The organism is Pseudomonas prosekii (assembly GCF_900105155.1).
GTDB classification, from domain to species: Bacteria; Pseudomonadota; Gammaproteobacteria; order Pseudomonadales; family Pseudomonadaceae; genus Aquipseudomonas; species Aquipseudomonas prosekii.
Genome location: NZ_LT629762.1, coordinates 491,428 through 509,348 on the forward strand (window position 1 = coordinate 491,428; position 17,921 = coordinate 509,348).

Sequence of the window (17,921 nt, forward strand, 5' to 3'; positions counted from 1 at the left end):
CCGATTGCGTGAAAAATCCGCTAGACATGTAGCGTGTATTACATAAATACTGTTTTGGCGAATTGTGAAATAAAACCGACACACCCATCCAGCAGGAGCCCGGATGCCGCCTCTCAGAGACTTGATCACCGATCCCGGCCTCGTATTGACGCCGTCGGAGCGCAAAGTCATCCGCGCCTTGCTCGACCAATACCCGCGTAACGGGTTGGGGCCGATGTCGCGTCTGGCCGAACATGCCGGTGTCAGCGATCCGACCATTGTGCGGCTGGTGAAGAAACTCGGTTTTGGTGGTTACGCTGAATTCCAGGACGCCCTGCTCAGCGACATGGACCACCGCTTACGCTCCCCCAGCGCCCTGCTGCAACCGCGCGCTCATTTGCAAAAAGACGATCCGTGGAGCCACTACCTGGCCGAGACGCATCGCTCGCTGATCGAAACCCAAGCCCTGACCCAACCCGAAGACGTGCGCATTCTGGTCGAATGGCTGCTCGACGTGCGCCATCAAGTGCATTGCTTCGGGGGGCGTTTCAGCAGTTTCCTCGCCAATTACCTGCTCAATCACCTGCGCCTGCTGCGCCCCGGCTGTTTTGCCATGGAAGACAACGCTCAGTTACCCGACCGTTTGTTCGATGTGCAGCGCCAGGACGTGGTGCTGGTGTTCGACTATCGGCGCTACCAGACCCAGGCCTTGCGCGTGGCCAGCGCGGCGAAAAACCGTTATGCCCGCGTTGTGCTGTTTACCGACATTTATGCGTCGCCGCTGCGCGAGATGGCCGACTTGATCATCAGCGCACCGGTGGAATCGGTTTCCGCGTTCGACAGCATGGTCCCGGCACTGGCGCAAATCGAGGCGTTGATCGCCTGCCTGACCTTGCGCAGCCCGGACCTCGCCGATCGGCTCGAAGGCATCGATGCCGTGCGCTCCGACTTCGATACCCATTTGCTTGAGGAAAAATAAGGATGTTGACGCTCCCTCACCGCTCGCCCCGCGACTTGCCGTTTGTCACCGACCACACCGCGCTATTGCTGGTCGACATGCAACGCGCCTGGCTCGAACCGCAGTTCGACCCGCACCTCAACGAGCCTGACGCCGAGTATTTCCTCAGCCGCACGCGCCAGCAGGTGGTGCCCAATCAACAGCGCTTGCTCGAAGCCTTTCGCGGCGCGCGGCAGAACGTTTTGCACACCTTGATCGAAAGCCTCACCGCCGATGGCCGCGACCGCTCGCTGGACCACAAACTCTCGGACATGCATTTGCCCAAGGGCAGCCCGCAGGCGCAGGTGATTGAACAACTGACGCCGCAGGAAAACGAAATCGTCCTGCCGAAGACTTCTTCGGGGGTGTTCAACTCGACCAACATCGATTACGTGCTGCGCAATCTCGAAACGCGGCACTTGATCATTGCCGGCATCGTCACCGACCAATGCGTGGACATGGCGGTGCGCGACGCTGCCGACCGCGGCTATCTGGTGACGCTGGTCGCCGACGCCTGCGCGACCTATACCGAGCAACGTCACCAGGCCTGCCTCAACGCGATCAAGGGTTATTGCTGGATTACCGACACACAAACCGTGCTCCGTCGTTTGCAGGAGATGCAGCCATGAGCGCGCGCCTGTTGCCGGTGCCGATGACCACGATTGTCACCACCGACCTGATCGGCGTGACCCGTGGCCGCTCGTTTCCCAGCGATGAGCTGGAGCACTATCAAGCCGCCGGTTGCGGCTGGGTGCCGGCCAACAGCGCGCTGACCCCGCAAGATGTGATCGCCTCGACCAACCCGTGGGGCGCTTATGGTGATTTGCGGCTGATTCCTGACCTGAGCAGCCGGGTGACCGTCAACAATGGCCCGGACGCCAACGCCCCGACGCTCGATTTCATCCACGGCGACCTTTGCGAAACCGATGGCCGGCCGTGGAGCGCTTGCCCGCGCACGCTGCTGCGCAATGAAGTGGAACGTTATCGCGCCGAGCTCGGTTTGCAGGTCAACGCGGCGTTCGAACACGAGTTCAACCTCGCCAGCGGCGCTACCGAACACTTGGCATTTTCCCTTGAAGCGCAGCGCCAGGGCGCCGAGTTTGGCGGCTGGCTGCTCAGCGCACTGCGCGCGGGCGGCGTCGAACCGGAAATGTTCCTGCCGGAATACGGCAAGCATCAATACGAAATCACCTGCCGCCCGACCCTCGGCGTTGCTGCCGCCGACCGCGCGGTCAATGTGCGTGAAATCACCCGCGAGGTCGCCCGGCAAATGGGCCTTGACCTGAGTTTCGCGCCGAAAACCGCCGAAACTGCTGTGTGCAACGGCGTGCACTTGCACGTCAGCCTGCAGGACCTGGCCGGGCAACCGCTGCTGTACGACGCCGGCACCAGCAACGGCTTGTCGACGCTCGGCCAGCATTGGGCCGCCGGTGTGCTGCATTACTTGCCGGCACTGTGTGCGTTTACCGCGCCGACGCCGGTGTCCTACGAACGGTTGCAGCCGCATCACTGGAGCGCGTCGTACGCCTGCCTCGGCCAACGCAACCGGGAAGCGGCGTTACGGATTTGCCCGACAGTCAGCCTCGGCGGCAAATCGGTCGCGGCGCAGTACAACCTGGAATTTCGCGCGATGGACGCCACTGCCTCGCCACATCTGGCAATGGCCGCGCTGCTGATCGCCGGGCGCCTGGGCATTGAGCAACGCCTGGCACTGAACGCGATCACCGATGAAATCCCCGATGCCTTGAATGAGGAGCAACGCCAATCGCGCGGCATCGTCGCCCTGCCCGCTTCGTTGACCCAGGCGCTGGATTGCCTGCGCAACAGCGAGGCGCTGATCGAAGCCTTGCCGCAGGCCTTGCTCGACACCTATTTCGCCCTGAAAACCGAGGAATTGACGCTGACGGAACAGCTCTCGCCCGCCGAACTTTGTGAGCACTATGCGCGCCTGTACTGAATCCGTTGAACAGGGGCTTTACACCCGCCCCGCGTACACCTTGAGCCGGGAAGACTCCGAGCACCCGTTGATTCTGGTGTGCGAACACGCCAGCCGGTTTATCCCGCCGGCCCTGAATGACCTGGGCCTGAACGCCGAAGCCGCGCGCCAGCACATTGCCTGGGACATCGGCGCCCTGGCGCTGGCCGAACGTTTGGCCGAGACCCTCGGCGCGACCCTGCTGGCGGCGAACTATTCGCGTTTGCTGATCGACCTCAACCGCCCGCGCCATGCCCCGGACAGCATTCCCGGGCAAAGCGAAATCTACCAAGTGCCGGGTAACCAGCAACTCGATGAAGCGACGCGCGAGCATCGTCGGCAGATGTTGTTCAAGCCGTTTCACACGCGCCTGCAAACCCTGATCGATGAGCGTGTGGCGCACGGTCGCCCGGTGCGGGTGGTGGGCATTCACAGTTTCACCCCGGTTTATTACGGACAGCAGCGGCCGCTGGAGGCCGGTGTGCTGTTCGGCGAAGCGCGGCAATACGCGCAAAACGTGCTCGACGGTCTGGCCCGACATCCGTTGAAAGTTGCAGGTAATCAGCCGTACAAAATCGACCCGTTGGGCGACATGACCGTGCCGGTGCACGGCGATGCTCGCGGCTTGCAAGCACTGTTGATCGAGGTGCGCAACGACCTGCTGCGCACGCCTGAAAACGTTGCTCGCTGGGCCGGATATCTGGCCCCGCTGCTGTAGGAAAAAGCTCTACATAAAAAAGCTCTGCCCGCATAAAAACTAAAAGTTGTCCGAACGACTGATAAGGAGAAACGCTTCATGGAAATAGAAGAATTCGGCTACAAGCAGGAGTTGAAACGTAGCCTGACGCTCACGGACCTGGTGGTGTACGGGATGATCTTCATGATCCCGATCGCACCGTTTGGTGTGTATGGCTACGTCAACGCCGAGGCGCCGGGGATGGTGCCGCTGGCGTACATCATCGGCATGATTGCGATGCTGTTCACCGCGCTCAGCTACGGCAGCATGGCCCGGGCTTTTCCTATCGCCGGCTCGGTGTATTCCTACGCGCAACGCGGCTTGAATCAACATGTCGGGTTTATCGCCGGTTGGTTGATGCTGCTCGATTACCTGCTGATCCCGCCGCTGCTGTACGTCTACGCGGCGATGGCGCTGAATCATCTGTATCCGGATATTCCGAAAGTCGGCTTCATCCTCGCATTCCTGGTCAGCGCAACGTTTGTAAACCTGCGCGGCATCACTTTCACCGCGCGGATGAACATTGTGTTTCTGCTCGCGCAACTGGTGGTGCTGGGGATTTTCCTGTTCTACGCCTGGAACGCCCTGCACAACGGTGGCGGCAACGGCCAACTGACTCTGGCGCCGCTGTATAACCCGCAAACATTCAACTTCGCCCTGCTGATGCAAGCAGTGTCGATTGCGGTGTTGTCGTTCCTTGGCTTCGATGCGATTTCCACGCTCGCCGAAGAGATCAAGGGCGATCCGGGCCGCAGCGTCGGCAAAGCGGCGTTGATTACGCTGGTGGTGATGGGCGTGATTTTTGTCGTGCAAACCTGGATCGCCACCGACCTCGCGGCGGGCATGGGTTTCACCTCGGCGGACACTGCGTTTTATGAAATCGCCGAAATCGCCGCTGGCAGTTGGCTCGCAACGCTGACCGGCGTGGCCACCGCGCTGGCCTGGGGCGTGGCGGTCGCCATCACTTCGCAAGCGGCGGTGTCGCGGCTGCTGTTCGGCATGGCGCGCGACGGCAAACTGCCGAAGGTGCTGGCCAAAGTCCATCCGAAACACAACACGCCGTACATCAGCATTTATCTGGTGGCGGTGCTGTCGCTGGTGATCTGCTACTTGTTCATCAATTCGGTCGACACCCTGACCTCGCTGGTGAACTTCGGCGCGCTGAGCGGTTTCATGCTGCTGCACCTGACCGTGATCAATTACTACTGGCGCCGGCAGAAATCCGGCCAGGTGATTCGTCACCTGTTGTGCCCGGCAATCGGCTTCATCATCGTCGCGGCCATCATGTACAACATGGGCGTTGATGCGCAGAAGCTTGGCTTGATCTGGATCGCGCTGGGTCTGGTCTATCTGTTCTTCCTCAACAAACTGGGCGCCAGCACAACGCTGCCGGACCCGAGCAACGTCTGACAATAAAAAGGGCGGCGTCTGACAACAAATCAGGCGACCGCTGCTTTAACGCGTGGAAACCGACAGTGATAGTCAGGTTCGGCGGAAAACCGTCGAACCCTTTGATACAGGAGTGCATCCATGCTGGTCTTACGTCCAGTCGAACTGACCGACCTGCCCCAGTTGCAGCAACTGGCCCGCGACAGCCTGGTGGGCGTGACCTCGCTGCCGGACGACAGCGAACGCTTGCGGGAAAAGATCCTCGATTCCAACGATTCGTTTAACCGGGACGTTGAAAGCAATGGCCCGGAAAATTACTTCTTCGTCCTCGAAGACCTGGCCACCGAGCGCCTGACCGGTTGCTCGGAAATCCTCGCCACTGCCGGGTTCGCCGAACCGTTCTACAGCCTGCGCAACCGGCACTTCACCAGCGCCTCGCGCGAACTGAACATCGAACACGGCGTGCCGGCGCTGTCGTTGTGCCACGACCTCAGCGGCCACACCTTGCTGCGCGGCTTTCACATTGACGCGGCGCTGGTGCGCACGCCGTTTTCCGAATTGCTTTCGCGCGCGCGACTGCTGTTTATCGCGGCGCACACGGCACGTTTTTCCGAAGCGGTGATTACCGAAATCGTTGGTTACAGCGATGAACAAGGCCAGTCGCCGTTCTGGAATGCCTTGGGCAAACACTTTTTCGATCTGCCCTACGTTGAGGCCGAAAGGCTGTGCGGGCTGCAGAGCCGGACGTTTCTCGCTGAATTGATGCCGCATTACCCGATCTACGTGCCGATGCTGCCGCCAGCGGCGCAGGAATGCATTGGCCGGGTTCACCCCGATGGCCAGGAAGCGTTCGACATTCTTGAGCGTGAAGGCTTCGAAACCAACAGTTACATCGACCTGTTCGACGGCGGGCCGACGCTCTTCGCGCGCACTTCGACGATCAATTCGATCACTCGCAGCCACACGGCGCGGGTGCAGCAGGTTGAGGTCATCGAGGCGCGTGGCAGTTATCTGCTGAGCAATGATTCGCTCAGGGACTATCGGGCGATTGTCGCCGAACTGGCATTCAACGATGGGCAGACGGTGGGTCTGAGCGCCGAGATGTGCGCCGCGTTGCACGTGACTGACGGCAGCCCGATCCGGCTGATCGCCCTGTGAGCATCACCCGGCCCCGCGCCCAACGACAGCGCCCGAGCACGTGCGCAAAAGGAGCTGCATCATGATTGTCCGCCCGGTTAGCGTCGCCGACCTGCCCGCCTTGTTGGCGCTGGTGCAACAGGCCGGTCCGGGGTACACCACCCTGCCGGCCAACGAGGAACGGCTCGGCCATCGGGTGCGCTGGTCGCAACGCACGTTCGCCGAACAAGTCGAGCGCGCCGACGCCGATTATCTGTTCGTGCTCGAGGACGATGATCAGCAAGTGGTCGGGGTCAGTGCGCTGACCGGCGCCGTCGGCATTCGCGAGCCCTGGTACAACTATCGGGTCGGGCTGACGGTGAATTCGTCGCCGGACCTGGGCATTCAGCGGCAGATCCCGACGTTGTTCCTGAACAATGAAATGACCGGGCAATCGGAGCTGTGCTCGCTGTTTCTGCGACCGGATCAGCGTCAGGGTTATAACGGGCGTTTGTTGTCGCTGGGGCGTTTGCTGTTTGTCGCCGAGTTCCGCCAGTTGTTCGGCGAAAAGATGATCGCCGAGCTGCGCGGCAGTGCCGACGAGCAAGGGCGTTCGCCGTTCTGGGACAGCCTGGGCCGGCACTTTTTCCAGATGGATTTCAGTTATGCCGATCAACTGTCGGGGCTCGGCAACAAATCCTTTATCGCCGAACTGATGCCGCGCCAGCCGCTGTACACCTGCCTGCTGACCGAACAGGCGCAAGCGGTGATTGGACAGGCCCACCCGAACACGCAACCGGCGTTGAAAATTCTCAATGCCGAGGGTTTTGCGCATAAGGACTACATCGACATCTTCGACGGCGGGCCAGTGATTGAAGCGCCGGTGGCGAAGATTCGCACGGTACGCGACAGTCAGCCGCTGATTCTCGGCATCGGTACGCCGGATGATCAGGCGCCGGTGTGGCTGATCCACAACCGACGACTGGAGAACTGCCGGATCACTACGGCCCAGGCACGGTTGGTAGGTAACAGCCTGATCGTTGATCGATTGACCGCGAAACGCCTGCAACTGCAACCGGGCAACTCGGTGCGCGCGGTGCCGTTGCCGAATCAGGAGCAGCAGGCTGTGGCGGCCTGACTGCATCACCATACGCCCCTGTAGCAGCTGGCGAAGCCTGCGTCGGGCTGCGAAGCGGCCCTAAAATTACCGACCCGGTACACTTCGTTCACTCGATTGAGTGAATTTGTTTATGCAGGTTTATCCAACTGCGAGCGCTGCGCACTCGGACGCAGCCTTCGGCAGCTGCTACAAGGAGCTCGGCAAACTGACCAAAATCCAGCCAAGCCCAACCCCGCCGAGAGCGGTATCGTTTCACCCGAGTTTAAATTCGTCATCATCTTTGCCGCGCTCGCGTGATAGCCTTTTGTTCCTTCGGCGTTGACAGTTTTGTTCAAGCCCTTCCATTCCAATGCAGTGGTGGAACTATATGTCCAGGCTTTCCCATCAAGATTTGCGCCGTAACTTTCGTCAATTGCTGGCCTCCGATACCTGCTATCACACCGCCTCGGTGTTCGACCCGATGTCCGCGCGCATCGCCGCTGACCTGGGTTTTGAAGTCGGCATTCTTGGCGGCTCGGTCGCCTCGTTGCAGGTGCTGGGCGCCCCCGATTTCGCCCTGATCACCCTCAGTGAATTCGCCGAACAAGCCACGCGCATCGGCCGCGTCGCCCAATTGCCGGTGATCGCCGACGCCGACCACGGCTACGGCAACGCGCTCAATGTGATGCGCACCATCGTTGAACTGGAGCGCGCCGGCATCGCCGCGCTGACCATCGAAGACACGTTGCTGCCCGCACAATTCGGCCGTAAATCCACCGATCTGATCGGGGTTGCCGAAGGCGTCGGCAAGATCCGCGCGGCTCTCGAAGCCCGGGTCGACAAGGAAATGGCAATCATCGCCCGCACCAACGCGGGGATTCTGCCGATCAAGGAAATCATCAACCGCACCCAGCAATACCAGAACGCCGGCGCCGACGGCATTTGCATGGTGGGCGTGCAGGATTTCGACCAACTGGAAAAAATCGCCGAAAACCTCAACGTGCCGTTGATGCTGGTGACCTATGGCAACCCGGCGCTGCGCGACGACAAACGCCTCGCGGAACTGGGTGTGCGGGTGACGATCGACGGCCACGGCGCGTACTTTGCGGCGATCAAGGCAACTTACGACAGCCTGCGCGAACAACGCCAAATCTTCACCCAGGCCTCGGACCTGAGCGCGACCGAACTGACCCACACCTACACGCAGCCAGAAGAATACATTCGCTACGCCGAAGAGTTTATGCGCGTTAAAGAGTGAGTACGGCGCCAGCCGCGACACCGCTCATCTGATCGTTCCCACGCCTAGCATGGGAACGACCTTTGGCGGTGTGGTTCAGCGCTTGGTCAATTCCATGATCATCCGCGACAGCAGATAGATCCGTGGCGCGACGCTTTCGACTTCGGCGTATTCCTCCGGTGTATGAATGTTGCCGCCGACAATCCCGAAACCGTCGAGCGTCGGCGTACCAACGCCTGCCGAAAGACTCGCATCCGCCGCCCCACCGCTGCCTTCTTCGGTGAGTTTGCGGCCGATTTCGCCGTAAATCCCCTGCGCCATGGCCATCAGCCGATCCGACTCCGGCGTTTGCGGCATCGGCGGCAAACCGCGCTCCAGCGTGGTGGTGACCTCGGTGTCGGCGATCAACTTGTCCTTCGACACCCGCGCCAGATCCTTCTCGATCCGGTCGAACTCTTCCGGCACCGCTGCGCGCACATCGGCCTTGGCGGTGGCCTGATCCGGGATCACGTTGGTGCGGTCGCCGGCCTTGAGCACGGTGAAATTGATCGTGGTTTTCTTCGCTTCGTCGCCCAATTTGCCCAATTGCAGAATCTGATGCGCGGCTTCCATCGCAGCGTTGCGCCCCAGCTCCGGCGCAACCCCGGCGTGGGCGGCTTTGCCCTTCACTTCGACGACGGCAGTGGCGCTGCCCTTGCGCCACACCACCAAACCATCGGCCGGGCGACCGGGTTCCAGATTGAGCGTGACGTCGTGGGCCTTGGCGGTTTTCTTGATCAGGTCGGTGGCGATGTCCGAGCCGGACTCTTCGCTGGCATCGAGCAGGAAGGTGATCTGCGCGTAGTCCTTGAAGTCGAGATTTTTCAAGACTTTCAGCGCGTAGATCCCGGCAACGATGCCGCCCTTGTCGTCCATCACGCCAGGCCCGTAGGCGCGACCGTCCTTGATGTGGAACGGACGCTCGGCGGCCGAACCTTCCTTGAACACCGTGTCCATGTGCGCCATCAGGAGGATTTTCGCTTTGCCGGTGCCTTTGAGCGTGGCAACTACGTGGCTGCTTTTGTCCGGAGTGTTAGGCACCAGTTCGATGCTGAAGCCAAGTTTTTTCAGCTCGTCGACGGCGATGTCGCTGACTTGGGTCAGGCCCGGTTCATAACCGGAACCGGAGTCGATGTTGACCAGTTTTTCCAGCAGTTTCAGCGCTTCGGCCTTGTACTGCTCGGAATCGGCAAGCACTTGTTTGTGCGGTTCGGCGAAGGCTGCGGGGGCGAAAACGCCGAGGGCGAAGGTCAGTGCGAGGCTGCTGGCCAGCGGGGAGCGAGCGAGTTTGAACGTCATGAATCGATCCTTGTTTCTCGTCGGGGGTCGTCGAACCCTACCGCACTGGGCCGCGAGGCTCTATACCGGATGCGACATCGACCGCCCGCAACGACACACATCTGTTGTAGCAGCTGCCGAAGGCTGCGTTCGGCTGCGCAGCAGTCGCAAAACCGCAGTAGGTGATTTCTCTGAAACGGTGGTGTTGTTTAAATTGGCGACTGCTGCGCAGCCGAACGCAGGCTTCGCCAGCTGCTACATAGGGCGATTATGATCAGACCGGATCGAGCAATTCATGCCGGGGCTTGCCGTCGCCGCAGCAGATTACCCGGTTGCGCCCGGTGCTCTTGGCTTCGTACAGCGCTTGATCGGCGTCGTTGAGCCACAACGTCGCATCGCTGTGCGCCGGGTTGAACGCGGCGAGGCCAATGCTCAGGCTGACTTTCAATGCCGGGCTCTGCTCGTAGCCGAGGGTGGCGAAACGATCGCGTAAGGCATCCATGACCATCGCGGCGCTGCTCAGCGGCAAGTCGGGAAGGATCACGCAGAATTCGTCGCCGCCGTAACGCCCGGCAACATCCGTGGCGCGCAGGTTTTGCTTGAGCATTTTGCTCAGTTGTCGCAGAACGATGTCCCCGGCGACGTGGCCATAGGTGTCGTTGATCGATTTGAAGTGGTCGATGTCGATCAGCGCAATCGCCCCGCCCTGCTGCTGCCGATGACAACGCTGGAATTCGACCTCGAGCTGATCCTTCCAGGCGCCGTGATTCAGCAGGCCGGTGAGGCTGTCGGTGCGGCTCAGCGCCAACAGTTCACGTTTGCGTCGGCCGAGGGTGTCGGCCTGACGAAAGCAGATCCAACCCAGTGCCAACGGGTACAGGCACAGCAACGGCAAACAGGCGTACAGCTGTAATTGGCTGGTTTGCGCGATGAACAACGGGGCGAAAATCAGCATGCCGGCGCCCATACCGAAGATCTGCACCACCGTGCCGACCAGCAGAAAACGCAGGCCGCCGATGGCGACGTTGTTCATCGCCATCATTGAGATCGTGGTAGCGCTGGGCAGCGGATTGAATTGCATGGCCGCGACCCAGAAGCCGCCGAGAAAGGCGTCGACCAGCAAGTTGCGGTATTCGGCGTGATAAGGCACTGGAGACCGGCGCGCCCATTGATAGGCCAGATGCGGCCAGAGCAAGCCATTGAACAGCATCAGCGCCCAGACCCACGGCGCCGGATCGAGCGGGTACATCGCTGCACTCACGCACAGTAAACCCAGGACCAGACCCAAGGTGCGCGACGTGTAGAGACGCTTGGCGAGCGAAAGTCCCTTTCCTCCAGTTTTTGCCATAAAGGCCTCGATCACTGAACGGAATCTGATACCCGGGCTTGCGGGGGTGCTGGCAGTCTATCAGGGCGACGTCAAATAGCCATCACCGGCTGGCGGTGAATCCCCCGGCCCCGATTACGCCGCAACCCCCTGTAGGAGCGAGGCTTGCCCGCGAAGAATGCTGACGCGGACTTCTGGAAAACCGCGGCGGCGCTATCGCGAGCAAGCTTTGCTCCCACAAAAGCAGGCTATACATGTTGGGTGGGTTCAATAAACGAGGAGGCGCATGCAAACTTTTCAGGTGTTGATCATCGGCAGCGGTTTTGGCGGACAGTGTGCGGCGGTGAATTTGCTCAAGGCCGGCATCAGCGATTTTCGCCTGTTGGAGCGGCGGGATTTTTTTGGCGGCACCTGGTGCCAGAACACCTACCCCGGCGCCGCCGTCGACGTGCCCTCGCCCTTGTATTCGCTGTCCTTCGCGCCTTATCCATGGACGCAAATGTTCGCCGAACAAGCTGAACTGCAGCGCTACACCGAGCATGTGGTGGAGCAATTCGGTTTGCGCGACAAGGTCGAACTCGAGGCCAACGTCGAAGCCATCGAATGGGACGACGCCAATAAACGCTGGGCTGTGCACGTCGGCAGCAAAGGCACGTTCTACGCGCAGTTCCTGATCAACGCCACGGGGCCGCTCAGCCAACCGGTTATCCCACGCTTCGATGGCCAGGATCTTTTCCAAGGCAAGACCTTTCACACCAATCATTGGGATCATTCCTACGACTACCGCGGTAAACGGGTCGCGATCATCGGCAGCGGCGCGAGTGCCGCCCAAATCATCCCGGCGATTGCGCCCGATGTCGCGCACCTGCACGTATTCCAGCGCTCGGCGCACTGGGTGTTGCCGCGCGCCGACCGCAGGTTCGGGCGCTTTCAGCGTTGGCTACTGGGGCTGAAACCGGCCTACAAACTGCTGCGCTGGATGATCTACTGGCAATTCGAAACCCGGGTGATTGCGTTCAAATATTCCCGACCGGCGATTCATCTGGTGCAGCAACACGCGCTACGTTTTCTCAAACGCCAAGTGCCTGACCCGGAACTGCGCCGCAAACTGACTCCGGATTTCACTATCGGCTGCAAGCGGGTGATCGTCTCGAGCACCCTGTATCCGGCGCTGGCCCGGCCGAACGTCACGCTGCACAGCCGCGAACAGGCCATCGCCACACTTGATGCAAGCGGAATCAATACCCTCGACGGCCAGCACATTGATGTCGACCTGATCGTCTGGTCGACCGGTTACGACGCCACCGACGGGGTGATTTCCTACCCGGTCACCGGCAAAAACGGCACGCGCCTCAAAGACGTCTGGGCGCAATACCCGCGGGCCTATCTGGGCACCAGCCTGCCGGACTTTCCCAACTTGTTTATCGTCACCGGACCCAACACCGGCATCGGTCATACCTCGGCGCTGTTCATCATCGAATCGCAGATGAATTACATCCTCGGTTGTATTCGCACACTAAAAGAACAGGGTCTGCGCAGCATTGAAGTGCGCCCCGAAGCAGAACGTACCTACACTGAAATGATCCACCGGGAAATGGAACGCACGGTGTGGAAGTCCGGTGGCTGCAACAGTTGGTATCAAAGCAAGAGCGGTCATGTGATCGCCATGTTTCCGGGGTTCAGTTTCAGCTATCACCGTTTGACCCGAACGCTGAAACCCGCTGACCACATTCTGTCCTGATCACGTAAAAGGAAGCGCCTGATGCTTGTGTTGGTAGTCGCGATTGCGGTGTTTATAGCCTGGAGCTGGTTGAGTTACCCGGCCATCGGCCATTGGTTGTATGACCTGAGCATGGCCCTGGAGGCCAAGTTGTATCGGTTGCACAAGATTGTCGTGCCGATCAGCGAAATGACTGTTTCGACCTGGCAGGGCGGGCCTTACGAAGCCTCGAGTGCGGTGTTGATGCTGCACGGCTACAGCGCCGACAAGAACCTGTGGCTACGTTTTGCCCGGCACTTTGTCGGCGATTACCGGGTAATCATTCCCGACCTCGCCGGCCATGGCGAAACCGGGTTCAAGGCCGGCGGCGGCTACGACATCGCGCTGCAAGCGAAACGCATGATTCAGTTGCTCGATGTCTGCGGGGTCGAGAAGGTCCACGTGATCGGCAATTCCATGGGCGGCTACATCGCAGCGTGGCTCGCGGCCACCTACCCCGAGCGGATTGCCTCGGTGGCGCTGATCGACCCGGCGGGCGTGACCGCGCCGGAAATCAGCGACCTGGAGCGCCAATTGGCCAAGGGCCACAATCCGTTTTTGATCAATTCCAAGGAAGAATTTCAGCAGTTCTACGCGATGACCATGGCCAACCCGCCGTGGGTGCCCGGCGTGGTGCTCGACGCGGTCGCCCAGCGCTACGAGCAGAACCGTGAGGAACTGGCGGAAATCTTTGAGGATTTTCGCACCAGCCCACCGATGGAGCCGAAACTCCCCGACATCAAATGCCCGGCGCTGTTGTTGTGGGGACGCAAGGATCGGCTGATCGACGTCAGCAGCGTCGCGGTGTGGAGCAAGGGCATCGACAATTTGCGCGTCGATATCTGGGAAGGCATCGGCCATATGCCGATGGTCGAGCAACCGGTGCGCGCGGCGCGGTTGTATCAAGAGTTTCTGAAACCGGGCGCATAACCCTTGTAGCAGCTGCCGGAGGCTGCGTTCGGCTGCGCAGCAGTCGTAAATTGGTAAATGCGCTATTTCAGGTGGGCAAGGATTTGGCGTCTGCTGCGCAGACGAACGCAGCCTTCGGCAGCTGCTACATGGAGCAAAGGCAAATTGCGGCGGGCGTTACATCAGGTACAAAAAGATTCGGCAACAGCTCAAGAAGGCTTTCTGGAAGGGGCATTGCGATGAACATTCTTTACGACGAGCGTATCGACGGTGTCCTGCCAGACGTGGACAAAACTGCCGTGCGCAATCAGCTCAACCAGCAGATCCCCGACCTCGACCTGCTCTGGCGCGAAGAAGAACTCAAGCCTTACGAATGCGATGGCCTCTCCGCGTATCGCACCACGCCAATGCTGGTCGCCCTGCCCCGGCGTCTGGAGCAAGTGCAGAAAATCCTCGAAATCTGCCACGCGCAACACGTACCGGTGGTCGCGCGCGGCGCCGGTACCGGGTTGTCGGGCGGTGCTTTGCCGCTGGAAAAAGGCCTGCTGCTGGTAATGGCACGCTTCAACAACATCCTGCATATCGACCCCGCGGCACGCACCGCACGGGTCCAGCCCGGGGTGCGCAACCTGGCGATTTCCCAGGCTGCCGCGCCGTTCGGTCTGTATTACGCGCCGGACCCATCGTCGCAAATCGCCTGTTCCATCGGCGGTAACGTCGCCGAAAACGCTGGCGGCGTGCACTGCCTCAAATACGGTTTGACCGTGCACAACTTGCTGAAACTCGAAGTGCTCACGGTCGAGGGCGAACGCCTGACGCTGGGCTCTGAAGCGCTTGATTCGCCCGGTTTCGACCTGCTCGCGCTGTTCACCGGATCGGAAGGTTTACTCGGGATCATCACTGAAGTCACGGTCAAACTGCTGCCCAAACCGCAGGTCGCGAAGGTCTTGCTGGCGAGTTTCGATTCCGTGGAAAAGGCTGGCCGCGCGGTCGCCGACATTATCGCCGCGGGGATCATCCCCGGCGGCCTGGAAATGATGGACAACCTGGCGATCCGCGCCGCCGAAGATTTTATCCACGCCGGTTACCCAATCGACGCCGAGGCGATTTTGTTGTGTGAACTGGACGGCGTCGAAGCCGATGTTCACGACGATTGCCAACGCGTGCGCGAGGTCATGCAACAGGCCGGCGCCAGCGAAGTTCGCCAGGCGCAGGACGAGGCGGAACGCGTACGCTTTTGGGCCGGGCGCAAAAATGCGTTCCCGGCGATCGGTCGCCTGTCGCCGGATTATTACTGCATGGACGGCACGATTCCGCGCCGCGAATTGCCCGGCGTGCTTGAGGGCATTGCCCGTCTCGGCGTCGAACACGGGTTGCGCGTCGCCAACGTTTTCCACGCCGGCGACGGCAACATGCACCCGCTGATCCTGTTCGACGCCAACCAGCCCGGCGAACTGGCGCGCGCCGAAGCGCTGGGCGGGCAAATCCTCGAACTGTGCGTGAAAGTCGGCGGCAGCATCACCGGCGAACACGGGGTCGGCCGCGAGAAAATCAATCAAATGTGCGCGCAGTTCAACAGCGACGAGTTGACTTTGTTTCACGCGGTCAAAGCCGCGTTCGATGCGCAAGGCCTGCTCAACCCCGGCAAAAATATCCCGACCCTGCACCGCTGCGCGGAATTCGGCGCGATGCACATTCACGCCGGGCAACTGCCGTTTCCTGAGCTGGAGCGTTTCTGATGAGCGATTTCGATGCCAGCGAAGCGTTGCTCGCGCAGGTCAATCAGGCCCGCGACGACGCCACGCCGCTGCGCATCCAGGGCAGTAACAGCAAGGCGTTTCTCGGACGCGAGGTGGCCGGCGAAGTGCTCGATACCCGCGCCCATCGCGGCATCGTCAGCTACGACCCGACAGAATTGGTGGTCAGCGTGCGCGCCGGCACGCCGCTGAGCGAATTGCTGGCCGCGCTCGACGCCAAGGGGCAAATGCTCCCGTGCGAACCGCCGTCATTCGGCGACGGCGCCACGGTCGGCGGGATGATCGGCGCCGGGCTCTCCGGCCCACGGCGCCCTTGGTCAGGCTCGGTGCGCGACTTTGTCCTCGGCACGCGGGTGATTACCGGCCTCGGCAAACACCTGCGCTTTGGCGGCGAAGTGATGAAAAACGTCGCCGGTTATGACCTCTCGCGCTTGCTCGTGGGCAGTTACGGTTGCCTCGGCGTGCTGACCGAAGTCTCGCTCAAAGTGCTGCCCAAACCGCGGCAATGCCTGAGCATCAGCCTGGAAATCGACAGCGCCCGCGCCCTGATCAAACTCGCCGAATGGGGCCAGCAACCGCTGCCGATCAGCGCCGCCAGCCACGATGGCCAGCGGTTGCATCTGCGCCTGGAGGGTGGCGAAGGCTCGGTGACGGCGGCCCATCAACGCCTCGGCGGCGAGCCGCTGGACTCAGGTTATTGGGCGCAACTGAACGAACAACGCCTGGCTTTTTTTGATGAGGGATTGCCGCTGTGGCGGTTGTCCTTGCCGAACAATCTCGGACCGTTGGCGCTGCCCGGCGAACAATTGATCGACTGGGCCGGCGCGCAACGCTGGTTGAAATCCGATGCCGACAATATTCAAGCGCTGGCCCACGAACTCGGCGGCCACGCGACCTGTTTCAGCCACGGCACCAGTCAAACACCGTTCCAGCCACTGGCCCCGGCGTTGCTGCGTTATCACCGGCAACTCAAGGCGCAACTCGACCCGCAAGGGCTGTTCAACCCTGGCCGGATGTACGCGGAGTTCTAGCATGCAAACCACCCTCAGCGAACAATCGCGCAAACTGCCACGGGCCGCCGAAGCGGAAAAAATCCTCCGTACTTGCGTGCATTGCGGGTTCTGCAACGCCACGTGCCCGACCTATCAACTGCTCGGCGACGAGCTCGACGGCCCGCGCGGGCGCATCTATCTGATCAAGCAAGTGCTCGAAGGCGCGCCTGCCACCGCCAAAACCCAATTGCACCTGGACCGTTGCCTGTCATGCCGCAACTGCGAAACCACCTGCCCGTCCGGCGTCGATTATCACAATTTGTATGACATTGGCCGCGCCGTAGTCGATCAAGCGGTGCCGCGCACGCCCGGTCAACGCCTGCTGCGCGAAGGTTTGCGGGCGCTGGCGCCGAATCCGAACCTGTTCAAATCGCTGCTGCGAATCGGTGCGACGTTTCGTCCTTTATTGCCACGCAATGTCGAAGCGAAGTTGCCTCACGGTCTGCCAGTGACCGGCACACGCCCCGCCATTCGGCATGTGCGCCGGGTGTTGCTGCTCGAAGGCTGCGTGCAACCGGGTCTGTCGCCGAACACCAACGCGGCGGCGGCGCGGGTGCTCGACCGCGTAGGAATCAGCGTGATTGCGGCGCCCGAGGCCGGTTGCTGCGGCGCGCTGGATTATCACCTCGACGCGCAAACCAAAGGCCTCGACCGCGCTCGCCACAACATTGATGCGTGGTGGCCGCACCTGGAAAGCGGCGCCGAAGCCATCGTGCAAACCGCCAGCGGCTGCGGCGCGTTCATCAAGGATTACGCGCATCTGCTTGAACACGATCCGGCATATGCCGCCAAAGCGCAGCGGGTCAGCGCGCTGGCACTGGATCTGGTGCAAGTGCTGGCCGAGGAACCGCTGGAGCGCGTCTGCTCGGCGACGGCTCAGCGCATCGCTGTTCATTGCCCCTGCACCTTGCAGCACGCGCAAAAACTCGGCGGCACGGTGGAAGCGCTGCTCAGCCGCTTGGGTTTCAACCTCAGCGCGGTGCCGGACAGTCATTTGTGTTGCGGCTCGGCCGGTATTTATTCATTGACCCAACCGGAACTGGCCCGGCAACTGCGCGACAACAAACTCAACGCGCTGGAAAGTGCTCGCCCGGATCTGATCGTCACCGCCAACATCGGTTGCCAGAGCCACCTCGCCAGTGCCGCGCGCACACCGGTCCGGCACTGGATCGAACTGGTGGACCAGTCGCTGGGAGAATGAAGTTCGTAGGATTCTTCGTTTGTCGGCGTAGCTGAAGGCTGCGATCTTGCCCCTCATCCGATCAGTCCTAC

15 protein-coding genes are annotated in these 17,921 nt (G+C 61.1%); 13 read left to right on the forward strand and 2 right to left on the reverse strand.

All coding sequences use genetic code 11. From position 1 onward, the window contains the following. Positions 1-103: 103 nt before the first annotated feature. The 8 genes from BLU01_RS02270 to BLU01_RS02305 all read left to right on the forward strand — a co-directional run bounded on the left by BLU01_RS02270 (position 104) and on the right by BLU01_RS02305 (position 8,549). Positions 104-958, forward strand: a complete 855-nt coding sequence (locus BLU01_RS02270) for a MurR/RpiR family transcriptional regulator (protein WP_092270259.1) — start codon at positions 104-106, stop codon at positions 956-958. Between the two features lie 2 nt (positions 959-960). Then, positions 961-1,605, forward strand: a complete 645-nt coding sequence (locus BLU01_RS02275) for an isochorismatase family cysteine hydrolase (protein WP_092270262.1) — start codon at positions 961-963, stop codon at positions 1,603-1,605. Next, positions 1,602-2,933, forward strand: coding sequence for a glutamine synthetase family protein (locus BLU01_RS02280; protein WP_092270265.1), 1,332 nt, complete (start codon positions 1,602-1,604; stop codon positions 2,931-2,933). The genes BLU01_RS02275 and BLU01_RS02280 overlap by 4 nt, the downstream gene beginning before the upstream one ends. Beyond that, positions 2,917-3,669 (forward strand): N-formylglutamate amidohydrolase, encoded by a 753-nt coding sequence (locus tag BLU01_RS02285; RefSeq protein WP_092270268.1) that lies wholly within the window; start codon positions 2,917-2,919, stop codon positions 3,667-3,669. Before BLU01_RS02280 ends, BLU01_RS02285 begins: the two co-directional genes overlap by 17 nt. Before the next feature lie 78 nt (positions 3,670-3,747). Next, on the forward strand, positions 3,748-5,097 hold the full coding sequence (locus BLU01_RS02290; protein WP_092270271.1) for an APC family permease: 1,350 nt from the start codon (positions 3,748-3,750) through the stop codon (positions 5,095-5,097). Between the two features lie 120 nt (positions 5,098-5,217). Continuing rightward, positions 5,218-6,234 carry an arginine N-succinyltransferase gene (locus tag BLU01_RS02295; protein ID WP_092270274.1) on the forward strand — a complete coding sequence of 339 codons (1,017 nt, stop codon included), beginning with the start codon at positions 5,218-5,220 and terminating at the stop codon, positions 6,232-6,234. 61 nt (positions 6,235-6,295) lie between these two features. After that, a complete protein-coding gene (gene astA / locus BLU01_RS02300; RefSeq protein ID WP_092270277.1) occupies positions 6,296-7,330 on the forward strand; it encodes an arginine N-succinyltransferase in 1,035 nt (344 codons plus the stop codon). Positions 7,331-7,679: 349 nt separating this feature from the next. Then, positions 7,680-8,549, forward strand: a complete 870-nt coding sequence (locus tag BLU01_RS02305; protein WP_092270280.1) for an isocitrate lyase/PEP mutase family protein — start codon at positions 7,680-7,682, stop codon at positions 8,547-8,549. A 75-nt stretch (positions 8,550-8,624) separates the two neighbouring features. Here BLU01_RS02305 and BLU01_RS02310 read toward each other — a convergent pair whose 3' ends face one another. Further along, positions 8,625-9,866 (reverse strand): M20/M25/M40 family metallo-hydrolase, encoded by a 1,242-nt coding sequence (locus BLU01_RS02310; protein WP_092270283.1) that lies wholly within the window; start codon positions 9,864-9,866, stop codon positions 8,625-8,627. Positions 9,867-10,119: 253 nt separating this feature from the next. Beyond that, positions 10,120-11,193 (reverse strand): diguanylate cyclase, encoded by a 1,074-nt coding sequence (locus BLU01_RS02315; RefSeq protein WP_092270287.1) that lies wholly within the window; start codon positions 11,191-11,193, stop codon positions 10,120-10,122. Positions 11,194-11,458: 265 nt separating this feature from the next. On the opposite strand from BLU01_RS02315, the gene BLU01_RS02320 reads away from it, so the two are divergent. From BLU01_RS02320 to glcF, 5 genes are all read left to right on the forward strand, one after another. Beyond that, positions 11,459-12,913, forward strand: coding sequence for a flavin-containing monooxygenase (locus BLU01_RS02320; RefSeq protein WP_092270290.1), 1,455 nt, complete (start codon positions 11,459-11,461; stop codon positions 12,911-12,913). Positions 12,914-12,934: 21 nt separating this feature from the next. Further along, positions 12,935-13,861: an alpha/beta fold hydrolase gene (locus tag BLU01_RS02325; protein ID WP_092270292.1), complete on the forward strand. Its 927-nt coding sequence runs from the start codon at positions 12,935-12,937 to the stop codon at positions 13,859-13,861. A 218-nt stretch (positions 13,862-14,079) separates the two neighbouring features. Then, complete coding sequence (gene glcD, locus BLU01_RS02330; protein ID WP_092270295.1) at positions 14,080-15,579, forward strand: glycolate oxidase subunit GlcD; 1,500 nt, start codon at positions 14,080-14,082, stop codon at positions 15,577-15,579. Beyond that, positions 15,579-16,628 carry a glycolate oxidase subunit GlcE gene (glcE, locus tag BLU01_RS02335; RefSeq protein ID WP_092270298.1) on the forward strand — a complete coding sequence of 350 codons (1,050 nt, stop codon included), beginning with the start codon at positions 15,579-15,581 and terminating at the stop codon, positions 16,626-16,628. The genes glcD and glcE overlap by 1 nt, the downstream gene beginning before the upstream one ends. 1 nt (position 16,629) lies before the next feature. Continuing rightward, complete coding sequence (gene glcF, locus BLU01_RS02340; RefSeq protein WP_092270301.1) at positions 16,630-17,850, forward strand: glycolate oxidase subunit GlcF; 1,221 nt, start codon at positions 16,630-16,632, stop codon at positions 17,848-17,850. Positions 17,851-17,921 lie beyond the last annotated feature (71 nt).